The sequence below is a fragment of the Umezawaea sp. Da 62-37 genome (assembly GCF_032460545.1).
GTDB lineage: Bacteria > Actinomycetota > Actinomycetes > Mycobacteriales > Pseudonocardiaceae > Umezawaea.
In genome coordinates, this window is sequence record NZ_CP135965.1 from 7,205,998 (window position 1) to 7,222,008 (window position 16,011).

General features: G+C 68.4%; 12 protein-coding genes. 1 reads left to right on the forward strand and 11 read right to left on the reverse strand.

Features of this window, described 5'->3' with window-relative positions; translation table 11 throughout:
* Positions 1 to 600: 600 nt before the first annotated feature.
* From fxlM to RM788_RS33300, 11 genes are all read right to left on the reverse strand, one after another.
* On the reverse strand, positions 601 to 3,024 hold the full coding sequence (gene fxlM, locus RM788_RS33250) for a methyltransferase, FxLD system (protein WP_315922487.1): 2,424 nt from the start codon (positions 3,022 to 3,024) through the stop codon (positions 601 to 603).
* The gene (locus RM788_RS33255; protein ID WP_315922489.1) at positions 3,021 to 6,089 is read right to left on the reverse strand and encodes a lantibiotic dehydratase; all 3,069 of its coding nucleotides are present in this window, start codon (positions 6,087 to 6,089) and stop codon (positions 3,021 to 3,023) included. Before RM788_RS33255 ends, fxlM begins: the two co-directional genes overlap by 4 nt.
* Positions 6,090 to 6,176: 87 nt before the next feature.
* Positions 6,177 to 6,347, reverse strand: a complete 171-nt coding sequence (locus tag RM788_RS33260; RefSeq protein ID WP_315922491.1) for a hypothetical protein — start codon at positions 6,345 to 6,347, stop codon at positions 6,177 to 6,179.
* A gap of 30 nt (positions 6,348 to 6,377) precedes the next feature.
* Positions 6,378 to 6,752 (reverse strand): hypothetical protein, encoded by a 375-nt coding sequence (locus RM788_RS33265; RefSeq protein ID WP_315922493.1) that lies wholly within the window; start codon positions 6,750 to 6,752, stop codon positions 6,378 to 6,380.
* A gap of 47 nt (positions 6,753 to 6,799) precedes the next feature.
* Positions 6,800 to 7,009 carry a hypothetical protein gene (locus tag RM788_RS33270; RefSeq protein WP_315922496.1) on the reverse strand — a complete coding sequence of 70 codons (210 nt, stop codon included), beginning with the start codon at positions 7,007 to 7,009 and terminating at the stop codon, positions 6,800 to 6,802.
* A 525-nt stretch (positions 7,010 to 7,534) separates the two neighbouring features.
* Entirely contained in the window at positions 7,535 to 8,728 is a 1,194-nt protein-coding gene (locus RM788_RS33275) for a helix-turn-helix domain-containing protein (RefSeq protein WP_315922498.1), read from the reverse strand.
* Between the two features lie 583 nt (positions 8,729 to 9,311).
* Positions 9,312 to 10,088 (reverse strand): aminoglycoside phosphotransferase family protein, encoded by a 777-nt coding sequence (locus tag RM788_RS33280; protein ID WP_399340825.1) that lies wholly within the window; start codon positions 10,086 to 10,088, stop codon positions 9,312 to 9,314.
* Positions 10,089 to 10,130: 42 nt separating this feature from the next.
* Positions 10,131 to 10,460, reverse strand: a complete 330-nt coding sequence (locus RM788_RS33285) for a hypothetical protein (RefSeq protein ID WP_315922502.1) — start codon at positions 10,458 to 10,460, stop codon at positions 10,131 to 10,133.
* A gap of 21 nt (positions 10,461 to 10,481) precedes the next feature.
* Positions 10,482 to 11,348 (reverse strand): helix-turn-helix domain-containing protein, encoded by an 867-nt coding sequence (locus RM788_RS33290; RefSeq protein WP_315922504.1) that lies wholly within the window; start codon positions 11,346 to 11,348, stop codon positions 10,482 to 10,484.
* A 907-nt stretch (positions 11,349 to 12,255) separates the two neighbouring features.
* Positions 12,256 to 13,602, reverse strand: coding sequence for an NsdA family TPR-like regulatory protein (locus tag RM788_RS33295; RefSeq protein WP_315922506.1), 1,347 nt, complete (start codon positions 13,600 to 13,602; stop codon positions 12,256 to 12,258).
* A gap of 27 nt (positions 13,603 to 13,629) precedes the next feature.
* The gene (locus RM788_RS33300) at positions 13,630 to 14,085 is read right to left on the reverse strand and encodes a DNA-processing protein DprA (RefSeq protein WP_315922508.1); all 456 of its coding nucleotides are present in this window, start codon (positions 14,083 to 14,085) and stop codon (positions 13,630 to 13,632) included.
* A gap of 815 nt (positions 14,086 to 14,900) precedes the next feature.
* Here RM788_RS33300 and RM788_RS33305 point away from each other — a divergent pair.
* Positions 14,901 to 15,722, forward strand: coding sequence for an SAM-dependent methyltransferase (locus RM788_RS33305; RefSeq protein ID WP_315922510.1), 822 nt, complete (start codon positions 14,901 to 14,903; stop codon positions 15,720 to 15,722).
* Positions 15,723 to 16,011: the final 289 nt, after the last annotated feature.

A 16,011-nucleotide genomic window follows, 5' to 3' on the forward strand; every position in this document is an offset into this window, starting at 1 on the left:
CGATCCACTAGGACCTGCAGGCCGCAGGTCCGACACCGAGCGCGCTGTGGCGGCTGTGCGTGCGGGATTTGAGGGGACGACCGAGGTGTCGACCGCAGATCAGGTTGCGGCCCCGTGCCGGGAGCCGGTGATGGTTGACGAGGTCGTGCTGCAACGGGCAGACGGACACACGTCAGGTTGATCGACCTACAGGATCAGCCACCGCTGATTCGGCGGCACCTAGGCCACGACCGGTTCCTCGACTTGGCCGCAGACGTGATCCGCGCCGAGTGCGGCGCGTTCCCCCTCGCCACAGCCCGGACCGGCCGGCGACGGGACAGATGGCGGCACGACACGTTGTGCTCCACGACGTCGTGGAACAGGGATGGTTCGTTGCTGCTCAGCGCGGTGACGGCGACCGCGATGTCGTTGTAGGCCTGTCGCTTCACCGTCGTCAAGCAGGCGGGAACCAAATGAACTTCGAGCGCCCACCGCCGGAAGCTCCGCAGAGTCATGACGTGCGCGATGGTCGAGCAACGGGTCGGCCCCATCCCCTGTGGACAGTGTCCTGGCAGGTGACGGGGCCGGTGCCGTGCGCATTGTGGTCGTGCGCGCGGTTGGTCAGTGTGAGACGACCAGCCGGATGAACTGCTTGTCGATGACCTGGCCGTTGGTGAGCGCGTTGTCCGGTGTGCCCGCGCGGTAGGCGGTGATGACGGGCTGAGCGGTACGGTCCTGGCCCCACGCGCGGATTCCGGCGCACAGGCGCTCCGCGAGGTGTTCCCCGGCGGGACCGTGGCCGATGGCGCCGAGTTCCCAGTGCTTGGTCTGCGCATCGGGGTCAGGGTTTTTCAACGCCATGTACGCCAACGATTCTCCATCGACGAGGGCGACACTGCTGTACCGGAATGCGGGGTGTGCCAGTCCGGCTTCGACGGCGTCGTTTCCGGCGCAGAAGCGCACCGTTCCCGGTTCGACGGCGGTCATCAGCGGCCAGATGAGGTCGGTGGATTCCATGGCCACGATCATCGTGCCGGACCACACGGTGCTCGCCGGAGTGTCCAGAACCCCGTGCAGGGCATCGACATTCACGGGCTGGTCGGGGTCCCAGTACAGCAGGACGTCGTCGGCGATCTCACCCTTCTGCTCGCTGTTCTGGCCGTCGCCGATCATCGGGATGAAGCCGCACAGTCGGCTGTCGGTGGCGCGCAGCACGCCGTTGTCGTTGACGAACGCGACGCTGCGGGTCTGGCCACGCCAAGACAGCGGCACGACGAGCCGACCACCGGGGGCGAGCTGGTCGAACCAGGCCGGAGGCAGATCCCAGGGGCCGACGGTGACGATGATGCGGTCGAACGGACCGTTCTCGGGGTCACCGAGCGCGCCGTCTCCGGTGATGACGTGCACGCGGTCGTAGCCGGTGGCGGCCAGTGCTCGCCGGGCGTGCTCGGTGACGTCGGGGTGGATGTCGATGGTGCTGACGTGGCCGGTCTCGCCGACGAGTTCAGCGAGCAGGGCGGCGTTCCAGCCGGTGCCGGCGCCGATCTCCAGGACGCGCTGGCCCGGTTGGACGTCGAGCTGGGTGAGCATCATCGCCACGACGGTGGGCACGGAGATGCAGCTGGCGGGCCTGCCCCCAGGTGGGCCGGGCTTGATGGTGATGGCCCGGTTGGCGTAGGCGTCCTCGACGCTCGCGTCGGGCACGAACGGGTGACGGGCAACGGTGCGCAGGACCTGCTCGACCTCGGCCGACAACCCTTGGCTGTGCTCCACGATGTGGTCGACCATGCGGCCGCGCAGGTCTTCGGGCTGGGTGTGCGTGGTGGTCATCCCGTTCCTCTCGTGTTCGGTGGTGCGCTTGGGTGCGGTCAGGAGCAGGCACGCGTCCCAGTGGAACGCGGGCTCGGCCGCGGAGTGCAGGGCCAGCGCGACTCCGGTCGCGCCCTCCAGCAGACCGTCCCCGTCCGGGGGCCGGTGATCGCGCAGGTGCTGTCGGAAGTCGGTGTGCAGCCGCGGCAGGAGCGTGGCGAGTTCGCTGCCGGGTCCGGCGTCGTCCGCGGCGCGGTGGACAGTCTGGACCAGTCCGGCCCAGCCGTGACACAGCGACGCGCCGTCAAGCAGGCTGAGCTGCTGGTGGTCGGTGACGCACGAGACGAGCGCGTTCTCCGCGGCGCGGCGCCGCCGCTGGTTGCCGAGGGCGAGTCCCGCGAGCTGCTGTGCGCGGGTGATGCCGGGCGTGCCGTAGCACCACGAGGGCCGTTGCGGACCGGTCTGGCCGGTGGTGCCGGTGCGCCAATCGTGCGAGTTGATGGTGCCCGGCCACCACGGTGTGGTGCGGGTGCCGCGCTGCCAGCGGTCCAGCACCGCGCAGATTTGTTCGATCGCCTCGGCGTCGCCGGGCACGGTGATGCCGCTGATCGTGGCGGTGGCCAGCAGCGCGAGTGGCCCGGTGATGCCGTGGGCGATCGACAGGTTGGCGTGTCCGCCGGGCCACTGCGGGCAGGGACGGTCGGCGGGTTCGTTGCCGGTCCACCAGCCCGGCAGCTGCTCGCCGTCGAGGGCGATCGGCTCGCACACCAGCCGGACCAGGTAGGACAGCACGTCGCGCAGGAGCGCGTCGTGGCCGGTGTGCAGCAGGTAGGCCCCGATCCCGGTCAGGCCGTTGATCAGGTCGAACTCCCGCAGACGCGCGGGACGTCCGTCGTCGAGGCGCTGATGTGCGGTGTCGAGGCGGCGCCGGGTCAGGTGTGCGATGTGCTCGTCGAGGGTGTGCAGCGCGCGGGCATAGGCGGGGAGTCCGGTGGCGCGCAGCACGAATGCGACGGCGGGCGCGCCATTGAACAGGCACGCGTCGGGGTGGGCGGCCAGCGGGCTGCGGGTCATCGCCGCGATCCACTGGTGCGCGGCGGACCAGCCGATGAGGCCGGCGCGGGCGTGGCCGATGTGCAGCAGCGCGGTCCCGGTCGCGCCGGAGGACAGCGATTGTCCCCAGCCGGCAGTGGGGTCGTGCGGTGGCGGCGCGGCGGCCGGGGTTGGTGGTGTCATCGGGGATCTCCGCCAGGGCGCCGTGCTTGCCAGGCCAGCGCGGCGTGCCTGGTGAGACGCTCGCAGAGGCGCTCGTGGTCGGGGTTGATGCCGATGGCCCGGTTGTGGTGCAGGTGCAGCAGAGACGCCAACACAGCGTCGATGTCGATGCCGGTGCCGGGGTGCAGGTGCCCGCGGTAGGCAGCCAGTGCGTCGGCGCGGGTCTGCCAGGCTTGCTCGACCGGTTCCGTCCAGCCGGGCAGTTGTCGCACTGCGCCGGGGTGGGCCGAGAGCCGCATCGTCTCGTCGAGGAGGTCGCGGGCGATGGTGACGGCGGGTGCGGTGCGCTGGGTCACCCAGTCGGCCGCGTCGGCGGGTGTGCCGAGCAAACCGCGGACGATACCGATCATGTTCGCGACGGCCAGTGCGGTGGGGTTGACGGACGTGGCGGGTAGGGCGCGGAGCAAGGCTGCGACCAGCCGCGAGTCGGCGGTGAAGACGTCCTCGGCGCTGTCCAGTGCCGCGCCGTGTCCGTAGCGGCCGATTTCGGGGTGGTAGGAGGTGAATCGCATGTCGGTGATCAAGCCTGCCTGCCGCATCCGCTGTGTCCACTTCCCGACCGCGATCGTGCACGCAGCGTAGTACTCGGGTGTGGGGCGCAGGCGCAGCCGGAGGTGATCGGTCTCGTGGCGGCTGTGGTAGCGCACGAACCACCAGTCGGTGCCGTCGGGAAGCGTGTTGAGCAGCTGTGGGAGGCGGGTGGTGAGGATGCCGTCGATGCGCTCCGGGTGGGTGTGGATCTTCGCGGTGAGCCAGGTGGCGCCGGGGTCGCCGGGAAGTTGTCCGTGCTGGTTGGTTACCTCCGGTAGCGGGCCGTGCAGCGGGGGAGGGGCGGCGGGGCGGGTGGTGACCAGCGGCAGCGCGATTTCGTGGGCGTGGCCGCCGATCCAGCCGTAGTCGGCCACGTCGGCGGCTTCGTAGAGGATGGCTTGGCCGTGTTTAACGAGGTGGGTGTGCAGGAGCGTGGCGTGGACGGGCTCGTCGAGCCGCAGCCGCAGCGTGCGGTCGGCGTCGCGCAGTTCCACGACGTCCGGGCAGTTCCAGCGGCTCCGCCAGGCAGTCAGCAGGTCACGCCGGCCCTGCGGGTCGGTGCCCTGCTGTGGGAGGTCGGTGGTGGCCAGCCGCCACTGCGCCGGGGACAGCACCGTGCGGCCGTAACGCACCCGAGGCAACGCGGGCAGGGTCACGTGCGGGCCCCAGTCGAACTGGTACCAGGAGGCGCTGAACGCGCGCGGCAACTCGGCCAGGAACCGCGCCAGTGGATGCGGCTGCTTGTCCAAGGCGAGGGCGTGGAAGACCTGCGGTTCGACCACCCGGCGCCGTGACCGGCTGACCAGGTAGAGCCGGTCACGGGTCGCGCAGACGGCCAGGTCCTGCAGCGGGATCAGGGTCGCGGAGTCGTCGTGGCCGCGGTGCTCGCCCAGCGGGATCACGTGGTCGAGGTAGGTGGGTACCCGGCAGACGTTCTCGGCGGGCACGAACTTCGGGCCGAAGCTCAGCTGTGCGCGCAGCGCGCCCTCAGTCGCGGCGGGCAGTGCCCGGTAGACCTCGGCGAGACCGGACCCGGTGGCCATCGGGGTGAACCGGCTGGTGAGGGTTCCGGCGGAGCGGGCGGGTGCGACGGTGAGCGTGAACTCACCCCGGTTCAGCGCATCCGCGCCGACGCAGTGCAGGCGCGCGGCCAGCTCGACGTGCGGCGGGATGTGCCGCTCGTCGAGGTCGGGGTCGGTGAGCGCGGCGAGGTCGGTGTGGGACAGGACGATCTCGCGGCTGCCGTCGGCCATCGCCTGCCAGGCCATCGCCAGCAGTCGTTCGTCGCGCTGCCCGAGCGCAACGGCGGGCGCTGGACGCAGGCTGCCGTGGAAGCGGGCCGGATACCCGAGGCCGGTCTCGGGTGACACGACCTCCAACAGCGGCACCAGCGTGCCGACGCCGTAGCGGTCGGTGAACTCGGCTTGATATTCGCGCCAAGCCGGATCGCCGGTGGGGTGGCGGGTGGTGCGCAGCAGCGCGCTCGCGGCGGCGGCCATCTCCTGCGCGACCACGTTCGGGAGGTCGATCGTGGTGTCCAGCAGCAGGTCCGCGGCGATGGGCGTTCGCCCTGCCGGTGACAGCGCACGCATGTGGCTGATCAGTGCTGTGCGGGCCTGGTGCTGTTCGTCGCCGAAGGTCGTGGGGGCGTTGTGGCGGCCCAGTTCGGTGTGCACCGCGTCGAGATCGCGCAGCAGATCCGCGATTTCGGGCAGGTCGGCGGCGTCCGCGTCGTGCAAGCGGGTCAGCAGGTGGCTCAACGGGTCGGTGACGGTGAACGGAGCGCGCAGGTTGGTCAGCAGGAACCCCGGTCGTACGAGCAGGGCGGTGATGCTGTTGCGGACCTTGAGACGGTCGGTGGTGAAGTCGGCGGCCAGCTTGTCGATCAGGTCGCCGAACCGCACGGGTGTCGCGGCGGCTTGCCACGCGGCGAGGATCGCGGCGGTGCACAGCACTCTGGCCCGGTCGGTGCCCTGCGGGAGCTCCAGCCGATCCCCCCGGCGGACCGTGAGGTCGTTGACCGTGACGTGCAGACGTTCCAGCAGCGCCGGGCAGGATTCGGCCCGCGTGATGATGTCGGCCAGCCACTGCGCGTCGGCCCGTACCACCGCTCGGTGCCCCGCTCGCCACTCGACGCGCCCGACCGGCCCCAGCGTCACCGGAGACACTCCGGCGAACAACCCGAACGGCGTGGGCCGCCCGATGCTGCGCAGCACGTAGCGCACGGTGGACACGGTGGCACCGCGCACCTGCTTGTCGGACACGGCCTGCCCGGTCTGGATGGCGTCGACGCGGTCGGCCAGTGACGGACTGGCCTGCCGCACGGCCGCGGCCAGGCCGTCGCGGGCCCACATCCGGTCCAGCCATGCCCGGCAGGAAGCGATGTCGGCCAGGTCAGGCCACTGGTCGGGGGCGCTGGTCAGCGGCGTCGCCGAGGCCCGTAACAGCGCGACTCCGGTGTGCCGGTACAGCGGCTTGTGGTCAGCGGTGCGCATCCATTCCTCCAGCCGGACAACGGACGTGAGGGCCTCGGGGACCAGCGTCGTCTGGTCCCCGAGGCACAGCCAGGCGAGCTGCTGGTGTCACACCCCTCCGGTGACGCACGCCGAGGCGCAGGTCGGGTCGCAGCCATCGTCGGTCCCGTTGGTGCACGGCGGGTTCAGCGCGGCATCAGCCGGGACATCGGTGACGAACTCCAGGTGATCGAGGGCGAACGGATCGTCCGCGGCGATGGATTCGTCGAGCATGATCAAGGACATGTCATCCCCTAATTGTTTGTCGGTTCACATCAACCTGGCTGGAAGGCGTTGTGAGACAACGGTCCGAGCCAGGGCTTGCCGGGTGAACTCATGGGTGAGCATCCGGACGTCATCACGGTTCCTCGGGACCGGTGAACCACCAGGACCGGTGAACCACCGGTTCTGGTCGACCTGCAGGATGTCGGCCGCGGTGGCGGGATCCCCGGCGCCAGTGCCAACGTCCGCGCCGGGCACCGGCTGTGGCGAGATGGTCGCGGGCATCTCCGAGGTGATGGCGGGCATCTCGATGGTGGCGACGATGTTGCCCGGCCAATCTTCTGTGGTGCCGTCCGCGCTCCACTTCAGGTGCAGCGGTCGTCCTTGGGCGACGGCCCTGTCCGACCTTTCGGGAACCGTCATGCACCACTGGTTGCCCTCACGGTAGGCGTGCCGAGCGGCAACAGAGCTCATCGCCAGCGGCTGTTGTCGTCCACTGTGGACCCCACAGCCTGGAGGCAGTCGGCGCAAAAGCTTCCATTGGGCGACTTGCTGGCCTTGTCGAGGCTGAGCACCCGGTCGCACTCGGTGTCCACCGTGCCGTCGCCGGGACCGGCACTGTCGCCGATCGCGTGAGTCAGGTTGTCCAGTGGCGAGGTCCACCAGGCGTAGCCGCTCACCGGTTCTCCTGGGATTCGGCAACGCGACAGCGAACCTGCCGGCCGTAGGCCAGGAGGCCGATTGCACGAATCGACACGGTAAGCCGATCACGAGCGGCCACCCGGCCCGGACCGGTGCCGAGCGCGTCGAGCGCCCGGCTGCCACCGGGTGACCGAAGGGGATCGGTATTCGGCGAGGACATGATCGACGTCTCTCTTCACGGACAGCGCGCCCCGCAATCTCGAGGACGAGGAATGCGGGTCCCGGCTCGTGTGGCTCGGTGCCGGAAGGGCCGACCGGATCAGCACGGTGTCGGCGTCGAGAAAAGCGCGGGATGTGGTGGACGCGGGGTCACGGCCGATGCGTCGGGGAGCAACCGGCCGCGACCCCGCAGCATGCGAACGGAAGGTGCGAGTCCGCGCGACCTGATGCCGCGGCCCCGTCCACAGCCAAGATCCCACCTGATGTCACCTCCCGTATCCGGAAGATGACGCTAGGTGGGACCGCGGGTCGCTATTTCACAATTTGTGAACGAGCTACGGAGATCACTCGGATGGGGCTACGCCGACCCTGTAGGCCAGGCCGCGAAGGTCACGGCCACCGGCTTCGCGTCGGGCCTGGGCGAGCAGCCCTGCCAGCGACTCACGGACGAAGACGTTGTTGCGCACCTTCTGCGGGGCCAGCCTCTCCGCCTCCAACAGCGCCGCGAGGCCCTGGTCACGGTGCTTGCGCTCGGTCAGCAGACCGCGGCCGACGTCGATCCAGAATGCGGCCTGCCGCGACTTGGACACGCCATCCGGGCGCACGGCGGAAGCGATCTCACGGACCTTCGCGCCCGCCCCGAGCTCCAAGCCGATGGAGACCTTCCAGATCCCGACGTTGGTACGGCCGAAGTTGGTCTGCATCCACGGACTCACATCCGGCTCGATTCGATCCGCGAGCGCGGCGGCCTCCGCCAAGTGGGTCTGGGCGGAATCGGCGTCTCCCCGCGCTGCACACGCCAGGGCGGCCGCGAGATGCGACAGGCCGTGGACCTCGACCCGAGCACCGGGGATCTGCGCGGCCTGCACCGCCAGGTCGTACTGGCGGGACCGGTTGGTGCCGCTGATCAGCTGCGCGCGCTGGTAGGCGGCATAGGACAGCCAGACCGGGTCGTCGAGCTCCTCGGCGGCCTCCCGCATCCGCTCCACCGCCAATACGGGCAGCCCGGCCACGCCGAGGTCGTGGGCGAAGTAGGCCACCGCCTTGTAGGTCGCCAGCAACCCCACCAGGGCGGCCGTGCGCCGCTTCGGGTCGCCGGCCGCGACGAGCAGATCCCGGATCAGCGAAGGCAGCAACGCGCCTTGGGCGGCGTAGTCGGCGTTGGGCCGCAGCGTGAGGTTGAGCAGGTCCAGCTCAGCGCTCACCTGCTGCCACGGCCGCGTTGGTGCGTCGGGCACCTCACCGATCCGCCACGCGGTCATGGCGTCCTCGACCTCGAAGATGTGGCCGTGCGCCTCGTCGGAGGCCGTATCGGTCGGCGAGTAGGGCTTGCCGGTCAACTCGGCAGGCGACACGCGCAGCGCGTTGGCCAGCGCTTCCAGTGTCGACCGCTGGTTCACCGGCCGCAGGCCTCGCTCGATCATGCTCAGGTAGCTCGGTGCCATGCCCGCGAGCTGCGCTGTCGCGGTCAGACTCATACCTCGGAACGAACGGATCTCCCGCACCCGCCGACCGACGTGTGTCTCGTCCACGGCCACCTGCCCCTCGTCGGCGAGCTCGTCTCATCCGGCTACCCCTGGTCAACGCCCAGGAACAGCACCTCTCGACGTATCAGGCTAGCTGTCCTACGCCGACCATCGGCCACGGTCCATGCCGTGACGACCCCTCAGTCGTGATCATCAGACCGCTGTCTTCGCACTTCACGCACTGCGAGGACGCCGCGCAGTGACCTGCGTCTTGCTCTCGACCTAGCTGACGAATCACCAGGAGTGCACGCCGCACTCGCGATGGCGATCAGCGATCGATTGGCGGGATCCCGGCCTTGACTCGTCTAGGCCGTCGGTCAGCGGTCCATAAGGCTCCTACCAGCATCTACTGCGCGAGACAGTCACCGTGGCGCGCGCCTGCCCAACACGACGGCGGTCGCGTCCACCACCACGATGGCTGCGTCCATGCGCAGAGTCCCGTGAACGTGACGGTTGCTTGGCAACGGCGTGATCTGGTTCGTCGCTGAGGCGCACGGCCGCGGTCTGCTCGATCGGGCCCAGCACCGTGACCATTCCACAGAACCGGGTGGGTCGGAGAAGAAGGCCACGTCGTGCACTCCCGTCCCCGACACCGCTACCGGTACTCGTGGGACATCCGGCCAAGTACCAGACGGCCGCGGTCGACGAGGTCACACCGCTGCTTGAACAGGCCGGTGTTGAGGTAGGACACCGCGAGTCGCACAGTCAGCAGTCGCAGCAGACGTTCCTCCGTTCCCGTCAAACGCCTGCCGTAGCCGGTCAAGCAGGCCGCCTTGAGATCAGGACGGCTTGCCCAGATCGCGCCACACAACCACACGAATTCCTCGACACCGACGCCGTGGTGAGCCATTGCGAAATCGATCAGCCCATGGCGACCACTTTCGGTATCCCACAGCCAATTGCGAGTGGAATAGTCGCCGTGCTGGTAGACCAACGGCAACGACTCGGCCAATTCCGGCAACTCCTGCGAGGCGGCCTTCACCAAGGCACGCTGTTCGGGGCCGAGCAGCGCGGCAGTGCTCTCCAGACAGGAAGCGGCTTCGCGTGCCTTCTCCCGCATCGCCACGCGCACGGCCTCGCGGTCCTGCTGCGAAGCAGGAACGGACCGGTCGTGCCAGCGGAGCAGCACGCGACCCGCAGCCTCGTGCGCGCGCAGCTCCACCTCCTTATCCAACCGCAGGCCACGCACGACGTTCTGATCGCTCCAAGTGGAGTCGGTGGGGGCAGTAGATAGTTCGTCTACACCGCAGCTATCGCTCGGTTCCTCCAATGCAAAATCTGCGGGCTGTGCGTGTGCGAGCGATTTAGCGGCAACGCAGAGCCCCGTGGTGCCTGTGTAGTGCGCGTCATGCCGCGGAGTGCAGAGCTGCACCTAATCAGCGGACCTCAACCGATTTTGAAGGTCTTCACGGATTCAACCGGTCGGAGCGATACCCATCCGCCAGGCCAGACCGCGTAGCTCTCGGCCTCCGGAGTCGCGTTGTGCGCGGCGGAGGTGGTCGCTGATGATCTCACGCACGAATACATCGTTGCGGACGCGCTGCGGTGCCAAGCGCTCCGCGTGCAGCAGCGTTGCCAGACCGCGTTCTCGCGTGGTGGACCCCGCCATCAATGAGCGGCCCAGATCCGCGTAGAACTCGGCTTGCCGTCCCGGCGAGGGGATCATCTCCGGATGCACGTTCCGCGCGATCTCCGCGACCTTCGGGCCGTCTCCGAACTCAGTGGCGAGGGTAACGCGCCACACTCCTAGGTTGGCCCGGCCAAATCACATGCCGGCGAATGAGCCCACCTCCGATTCGAGCCGATCGGCCGCGTCCTGTGCCTCGGCGAGATGGACGGCTGCGGTGTCGCGATCCGACTGCGCGGCCGATGCCAGCGCGGCAGACAGGTGCAAGATGCCATACGACTGGAGCACGTCGGCATCGTCGAGGTGGGGGACCAGCTCATCCGCTGTACGGACCGCTCGGTGGTACTGCTGGGAGCGGGAGAGTGGCCCAGCCGCGTCGCCGCGCAGCCACGCGGCGAACCCGCGCCAAGCCGGAGCGTCCAGTTCCTCCGCGCATCGCGCGGCCAGCCGGGCAGCGAGCAGCGGTAGGCCGCGCCCGCCGAGTCGCTTGGTGGTCCACATGGCGGCGTCGTAGCACCGGATGAGCGCTCGCAGCACATCGTGCCGCTGCTGAGGGTGCCGCACGTAGACAGCGTGCAGTTCGGCGATCAGCTTGGGCGCGAGTCGTCCCTGCGCGGCGTAGTCGGAGCGCACGTGGGTCAGCGCGGTCAGGTGCTCCACGTCGGCGACGATCTCAGGCCAGGCTCGCACGGGCACGCCGGGGTCGTCACCGAGCTCAAACAGCTCCAGCGCGCCCTCCAGGCTCAGCAAACCTGCCTGTGCCTCGGCATCGATGGGTTCGCTCGGCGTGTGCGACGCACCGGCCAGCTCGGCAGGGGCGATCTGGAGCGCGCTCGCCAGCGCTTCGAGCGTCGAGCGTTTGGTAACCGGGCGCTTACCTTGCTCGATCATCGACAGATAGGCCGGGGTGATCCCGGCGAGGCCCGCAACGGCGGTTTGACTGAGCTGCCGCCAAGATCGGACTTCGCGGAGCCTGCGGCCGATTTGGTTGTCGTTGACGTCCACGTGCGCCTCCTCGATCACCCCAAGGGTAGCTGGGGTGGGCCGGTGCATCATTCGTCTTCGTCAGCGCGGTATTACAGCCCATGCCCCACGCATGGCTGGCTGTCGCTACGTTGTCACGTCGCAACATCATCACGCGGGCCAGCATCGGCTTGGAACTCGGTGATGGCGTCAATGACACGGAAGTAGCTTGGCACGTGCGAGCCGAGATGGTCACCGGCCCCTGCTCGACGGTCGGTGTTCTACGGCAATATCGGCCGTGGCGTCATCGCTGACAAGCGATCGTGCGAGGCCGGTCGGGGACCGATCCCGCGCGAGCAGGTGGCACCTCAGCACATCCGGGCTGATGTGTTCGTGCGTGAAGTGGTTGCCAGTCTGGTGCGTAGTGGCTGGCGAGACGCTGGCGGAAGGAAGCTGCGCGGCTTGGCCTGGCGCAGGGGAACAGCCCCAACCGGGTGAAAGTTCCAGGTCGTTAACAAGCAGTTAATTCACGGCAATTGATCAAGGCGACTATCTCCGAACCAGCCTGAACAGGACAGTAGCGGAGACGGGAATCGATCGTGGCGCGGGTGTTTGCAGTCATCGGGATCACGTCTTCTGACGTTGCGATCATGTTCGCCCACCGCGTTTGCCATGAAGCGCTATGCCGTACCCGAGTCGTTCCCGGCCGAACGACGCTGGCGAGATCGAGCGTCGATTCCAAGTTGTGCATCTGTCGCAGCATCGTCGGACTGTCGCGATATCTGACGCCGTTCAGGGCGACCAGTGACCCCGACCTGGTCGTCCTGAACGGTTTCACCTCGGAGCGCGCGGCGTGAACGCCGTTGGCAGTGCGGCCGTGGCCGAGTTTCTGTCCAGGCCGCGCTGGGGCGCAGCGGTCGCTGCCTGGAGCGATCGCTGTGAGTTCCGGTCAGCGTCCAATCAAGGTGTCGTGAATATGGTCATCGAGTTCGGCCAAAAAGCTCTCAGCTCGCCAGGGGCGAAGATCGTGTCGAGTCAGCCGGATGCGCTGGGCGGCGACCCTGCCTCCGGTGACGGAAGCGAGGTCGACAGCCTCATGCAACAGGTCGACACACGCGGCAGGGTCGCCGAGGCGCAACCGTGCCAGTGCGAGATCGGTACTGACGATGCCGCGTTGGACGGAGTCCCGAGAGAGCCGCAGTGCGGAGGCCGATCGGTCAAGGCTGTCGTGTGCGTGGCCCGCGTCGCCGGCATGAAGGGCACACAAACCGTCGAACCCGTTCAAGTGATCAGCGGTGAACCCGCTGTGCGGGTCGTCGACCGACAGCTGTTCGACCGTCTTCCACGCTCGGTCCAGGGCAACGGCGGCGTCGCTGGCCTGACCGGCGCGCGCACAGATTTCCGCGTGTACAGCGTGGGCGCGTGCTCGAACGGCGTAACTGGATCCGCGGTGAGCGTCGATGGTCGCGGCGCGTGCAATCACCCGCGCCGCCTCGAGATCGCCGGTCGCGTGCAGAGTCACCATGGTGTGGCTCGTCCGGATCGCAGCTCGATGGCTCTGGTCCGCCAGGTGTCCCGCTGTCCGGGTCGCCTCGGTGTACAGAGCCATGGCCGTCTCGTCGTCGCGGGTCTCGAAGGCCAGACGGCCGGCGAGGGAGTACGCGGTCGCGGCAACCACGACCAGCTCTTGCCGCAAAGCGACGTGGTCAAGCGCCAGCAGGCTCCGGCAGAACTCGACGAGAGGCGCGAGCTGAAGCTGGAGGCGGACAAACGGGGTTTCGCCGACCTGCCCGTTGATCGTCTTCACCGACTCGTGCAAGCGGCCGATGACGTCGTGATCGAGCGTCGAAAGATCACGTTGGATCGCTGCGATGCTCGCCTGCGCCGCAGGCAAGAGCAGCATGGACAGTGTGTCGCCCTCGCCGTGCGAGCCGTGGGTGACCAGCGCGACGAGCTGCCGTACCCGGCGCGGCGAAGTCCCGAAACGGCGAAGCGCGTCCAGCAGCACGTCGAAATCGGATCCTGGGCCAAGCGCCACGGTGCCGGTCGCGGTTCGCGCGTAGAGATGCGCCAGAAGGACCTGGTAGCGACCGCCAGGGCTGGTGCGATCGGCGACGCTTTCCCATCGGGCGACGGTGCGTTGGATGCTGGCGCTCTGCCTGTTCAGCAGAGAGGCCACCGCGAGCCGGTGCGCGGTGGCCCGCAATGCGTTGGCCAGGTCCGCCCCGGACCAGCCACGCGCCTCGCGCAGTTGACGCAGCAGACGCGCCCCGGATTCCGGATCGGTTGCGGTCACGATGTCCAGTACACCATCCGGGCAGGGTCACACGGGCACAACGACTCGCGGTTTGCCCTGCTCGGCGGCGTAGTCGAGCGTGTACCAGGTGCCGCTGGTCGGCTCGGTACCGCGGGGGAAGCCGATCACGAGTTCGCTGCGGTCGACCATCCAGCGGTTACGAGCGTGGTACGCCGCAGTGCCCAACCGGCTGGCGCCCAGTTCCACGACCTCGACGAGCCTGCCCGCGGCCTGCCATCGGCGGATGGACGCGACTGCCGTTGCCGGTTGGTCGGTCACCGCACAGGGCACGACGATGGTCAACGAGACCTGACTGTCGACGGCCAGCCAGTCCAAGGCGGCTGTGTCGATGCCGTCGGCGCCGCCGAGGTAGAAGTGGGCATCCGGATCGGCGAACGGCCGGATGTAGGCGTCGAACAAGCCGAGAAGGTCCGACTCGGCAGTGGTCGAGCGGGTGCCGGTGATCGTCACGCGTCGAGCCATACCCGCCTGTTCCTCCGCGAATGTCATGGAATGTCATCTGTCGCCGTAGTGCTTGGTCACGATCTCATGAACGCACCGGCTGGGGCGAGGCACGCCCCCCGACCTTGCTTCAGCCGGTTGCCTGTCCCCGACACGGCCATCGTGACCGGGGCACACGAAGTGACGTCACTCCGCCCAGGACGAGCAGCAGCGAGCCCGAAACACCGATGCAGTCGCGTCGCACTTGCTACTCCGAACCTCAAGGAGGCGTGGGGGGTCGCGGTGAAGTCGGTTCCCGACGACCTTCCCGGCGATGCGAGAAAGCGGTCGTCATCGCCAGGCCAATCCCAGCCACGCCACGTCACATCGGTAATTGGCCAAGGCACCGAATACCCACATGCCGCGATGCGACACGAAAAGGCGACGCCTTGTTGATCGACAGTGCCGCCGACGGCCGTGATCGGGCACGTACGGCGATGACGCGGATCGCGTCGACGTCACCCGCCCGCGCAACTGCCGGCACCTGGCGTTCGGCGACGGCCAGAACTTCTGCCTCGGTGCACCCTTGGGCTGCCTGCAACCCGGCGCGGTGCTGCCCGCACTGTTCGCGCCCTTCCCGGACCTCGCCCTGGCTGCACCCGTGGAGGATCTTCGGCCGTGGCCCCACTGATCACCACTGGGCGCGACGCGTTTGCTGTGCACCCAGGGAGCGTGACCCCGACATCGCGATGATCGCTCGACGCTCCCCGCCATCGGCTGGTCCGCCCCCGTCGCACCGGGGATCACCGCCGCACCTGTGGCAGTCCGATGAGCTTGAGAAGAAAGACGAATCGACGATGGGCGATCACCACCCGACCAGCGACGGCGAGCCCGCGGGCCTCACCAAGCCCAGCGCCGCACGAATCTACGACTACCTGCTCGGCGGCGGCCACAACTTCGCCGTCGACCGAGGCGTGGCAAAACGCCTGGCGCACCACGTGCCCCACGCTGTGCGCGCGGCCCAAGCCAACCGGGCATTTCTTCGTCGAGTCGTGCTCCACCTCATGGACCAGGGCATCCGACAGTTCCTGGACCTGGGAGCGGGCATTCCCACCGTCGGCAACGTCCATGACATCGCCCACGATCGCGATCCGGGCTGCGTCGTGGTCTATGTGGACAACGATGCCGTCGCTGTCGCCCACGGTCATCTTCTGTTGAAGGGAAGGGCTACCGCCGCCGTGGTCGAGGCCGATCTGCGTGACGTGGGCACCGTCCTGAACAACACCACGGTGTGTGCCCTGATCGACTTCGATCGGCCTGTGGCCGTGCTTCTGTGCGCCGCCCTGCACTTCCTGCACGAGGTCGACGACCCCGCGGGCATCGTCGGCCGCTACGTCGAGCGACTCGCACCCGGCAGCTACGTGGCCATCTCCCACGCAACCGCAGACGATCACCCGGACCTGGTGAAGAGTGCCATCGACACCTACGAGGACGAGGGCATCGCGCTGACCGCTCGGACACGGGCAGAAGTGCAAATGCTGTTCACCGGCCTTCACCTGACCTCTCCTGGGGTGGTGCACACCAGTCAGTGGCGTCCCGAAATGCCCGATGAAATCGAGGATTCGACCCAGTGCCTGAGCTACGCCGGGGTCGGACTCGTGGCCAGGGATCCGTCATGACCGGCATCCCAACGCTGACCCGTACCGATCCGAAGAACGACTACCTCGTGATGACCGCACCACCGGCCGACTACGACGGGCTCGACCACGCGGCTCACCGACCGCGTCAACTGCGGGGCACTCCAACAGCCACTCGTCTCGCTTACCTGATGCGGAAGGCCTTCCCACGCTCCGGCGGGCTTGGTGTGCGCAGATGGAGTCGCTGCTGATCAAGCATCGTCACCGACGACAGCTTGCCCGACGACGACGTCGCACCCTGACAGCCATCCGCGACCCCGGTGTAGGTCGG

What these genes read in the sequence shown, in the direction of transcription:
- RM788_RS33265 (WP_315922493.1), bottom strand. Translation starts at nt 6,752, where the DNA reads ATGACGGTTCCCGAAAGGTCGGACAGGGCCGTCGCCCAAGGACGACCG.
- RM788_RS33300 (WP_315922508.1), bottom strand. Translation starts at nt 14,085, where the DNA reads ATGGCTCGACGCGTGACGATCACCGGCACCCGCTCGACCACTGCCGAG.
- RM788_RS33305 (WP_315922510.1), top strand. Translation starts at nt 14,901, where the DNA reads ATGGGCGATCACCACCCGACCAGCGACGGCGAGCCCGCGGGCCTCACC.
- fxlM (WP_315922487.1), bottom strand. Translation starts at nt 3,024, where the DNA reads ATGACACCACCAACCCCGGCCGCCGCGCCGCCACCGCACGACCCCACT.
- RM788_RS33255 (WP_315922489.1), bottom strand. Translation starts at nt 6,089, where the DNA reads ATGCGCACCGCTGACCACAAGCCGCTGTACCGGCACACCGGAGTCGCG.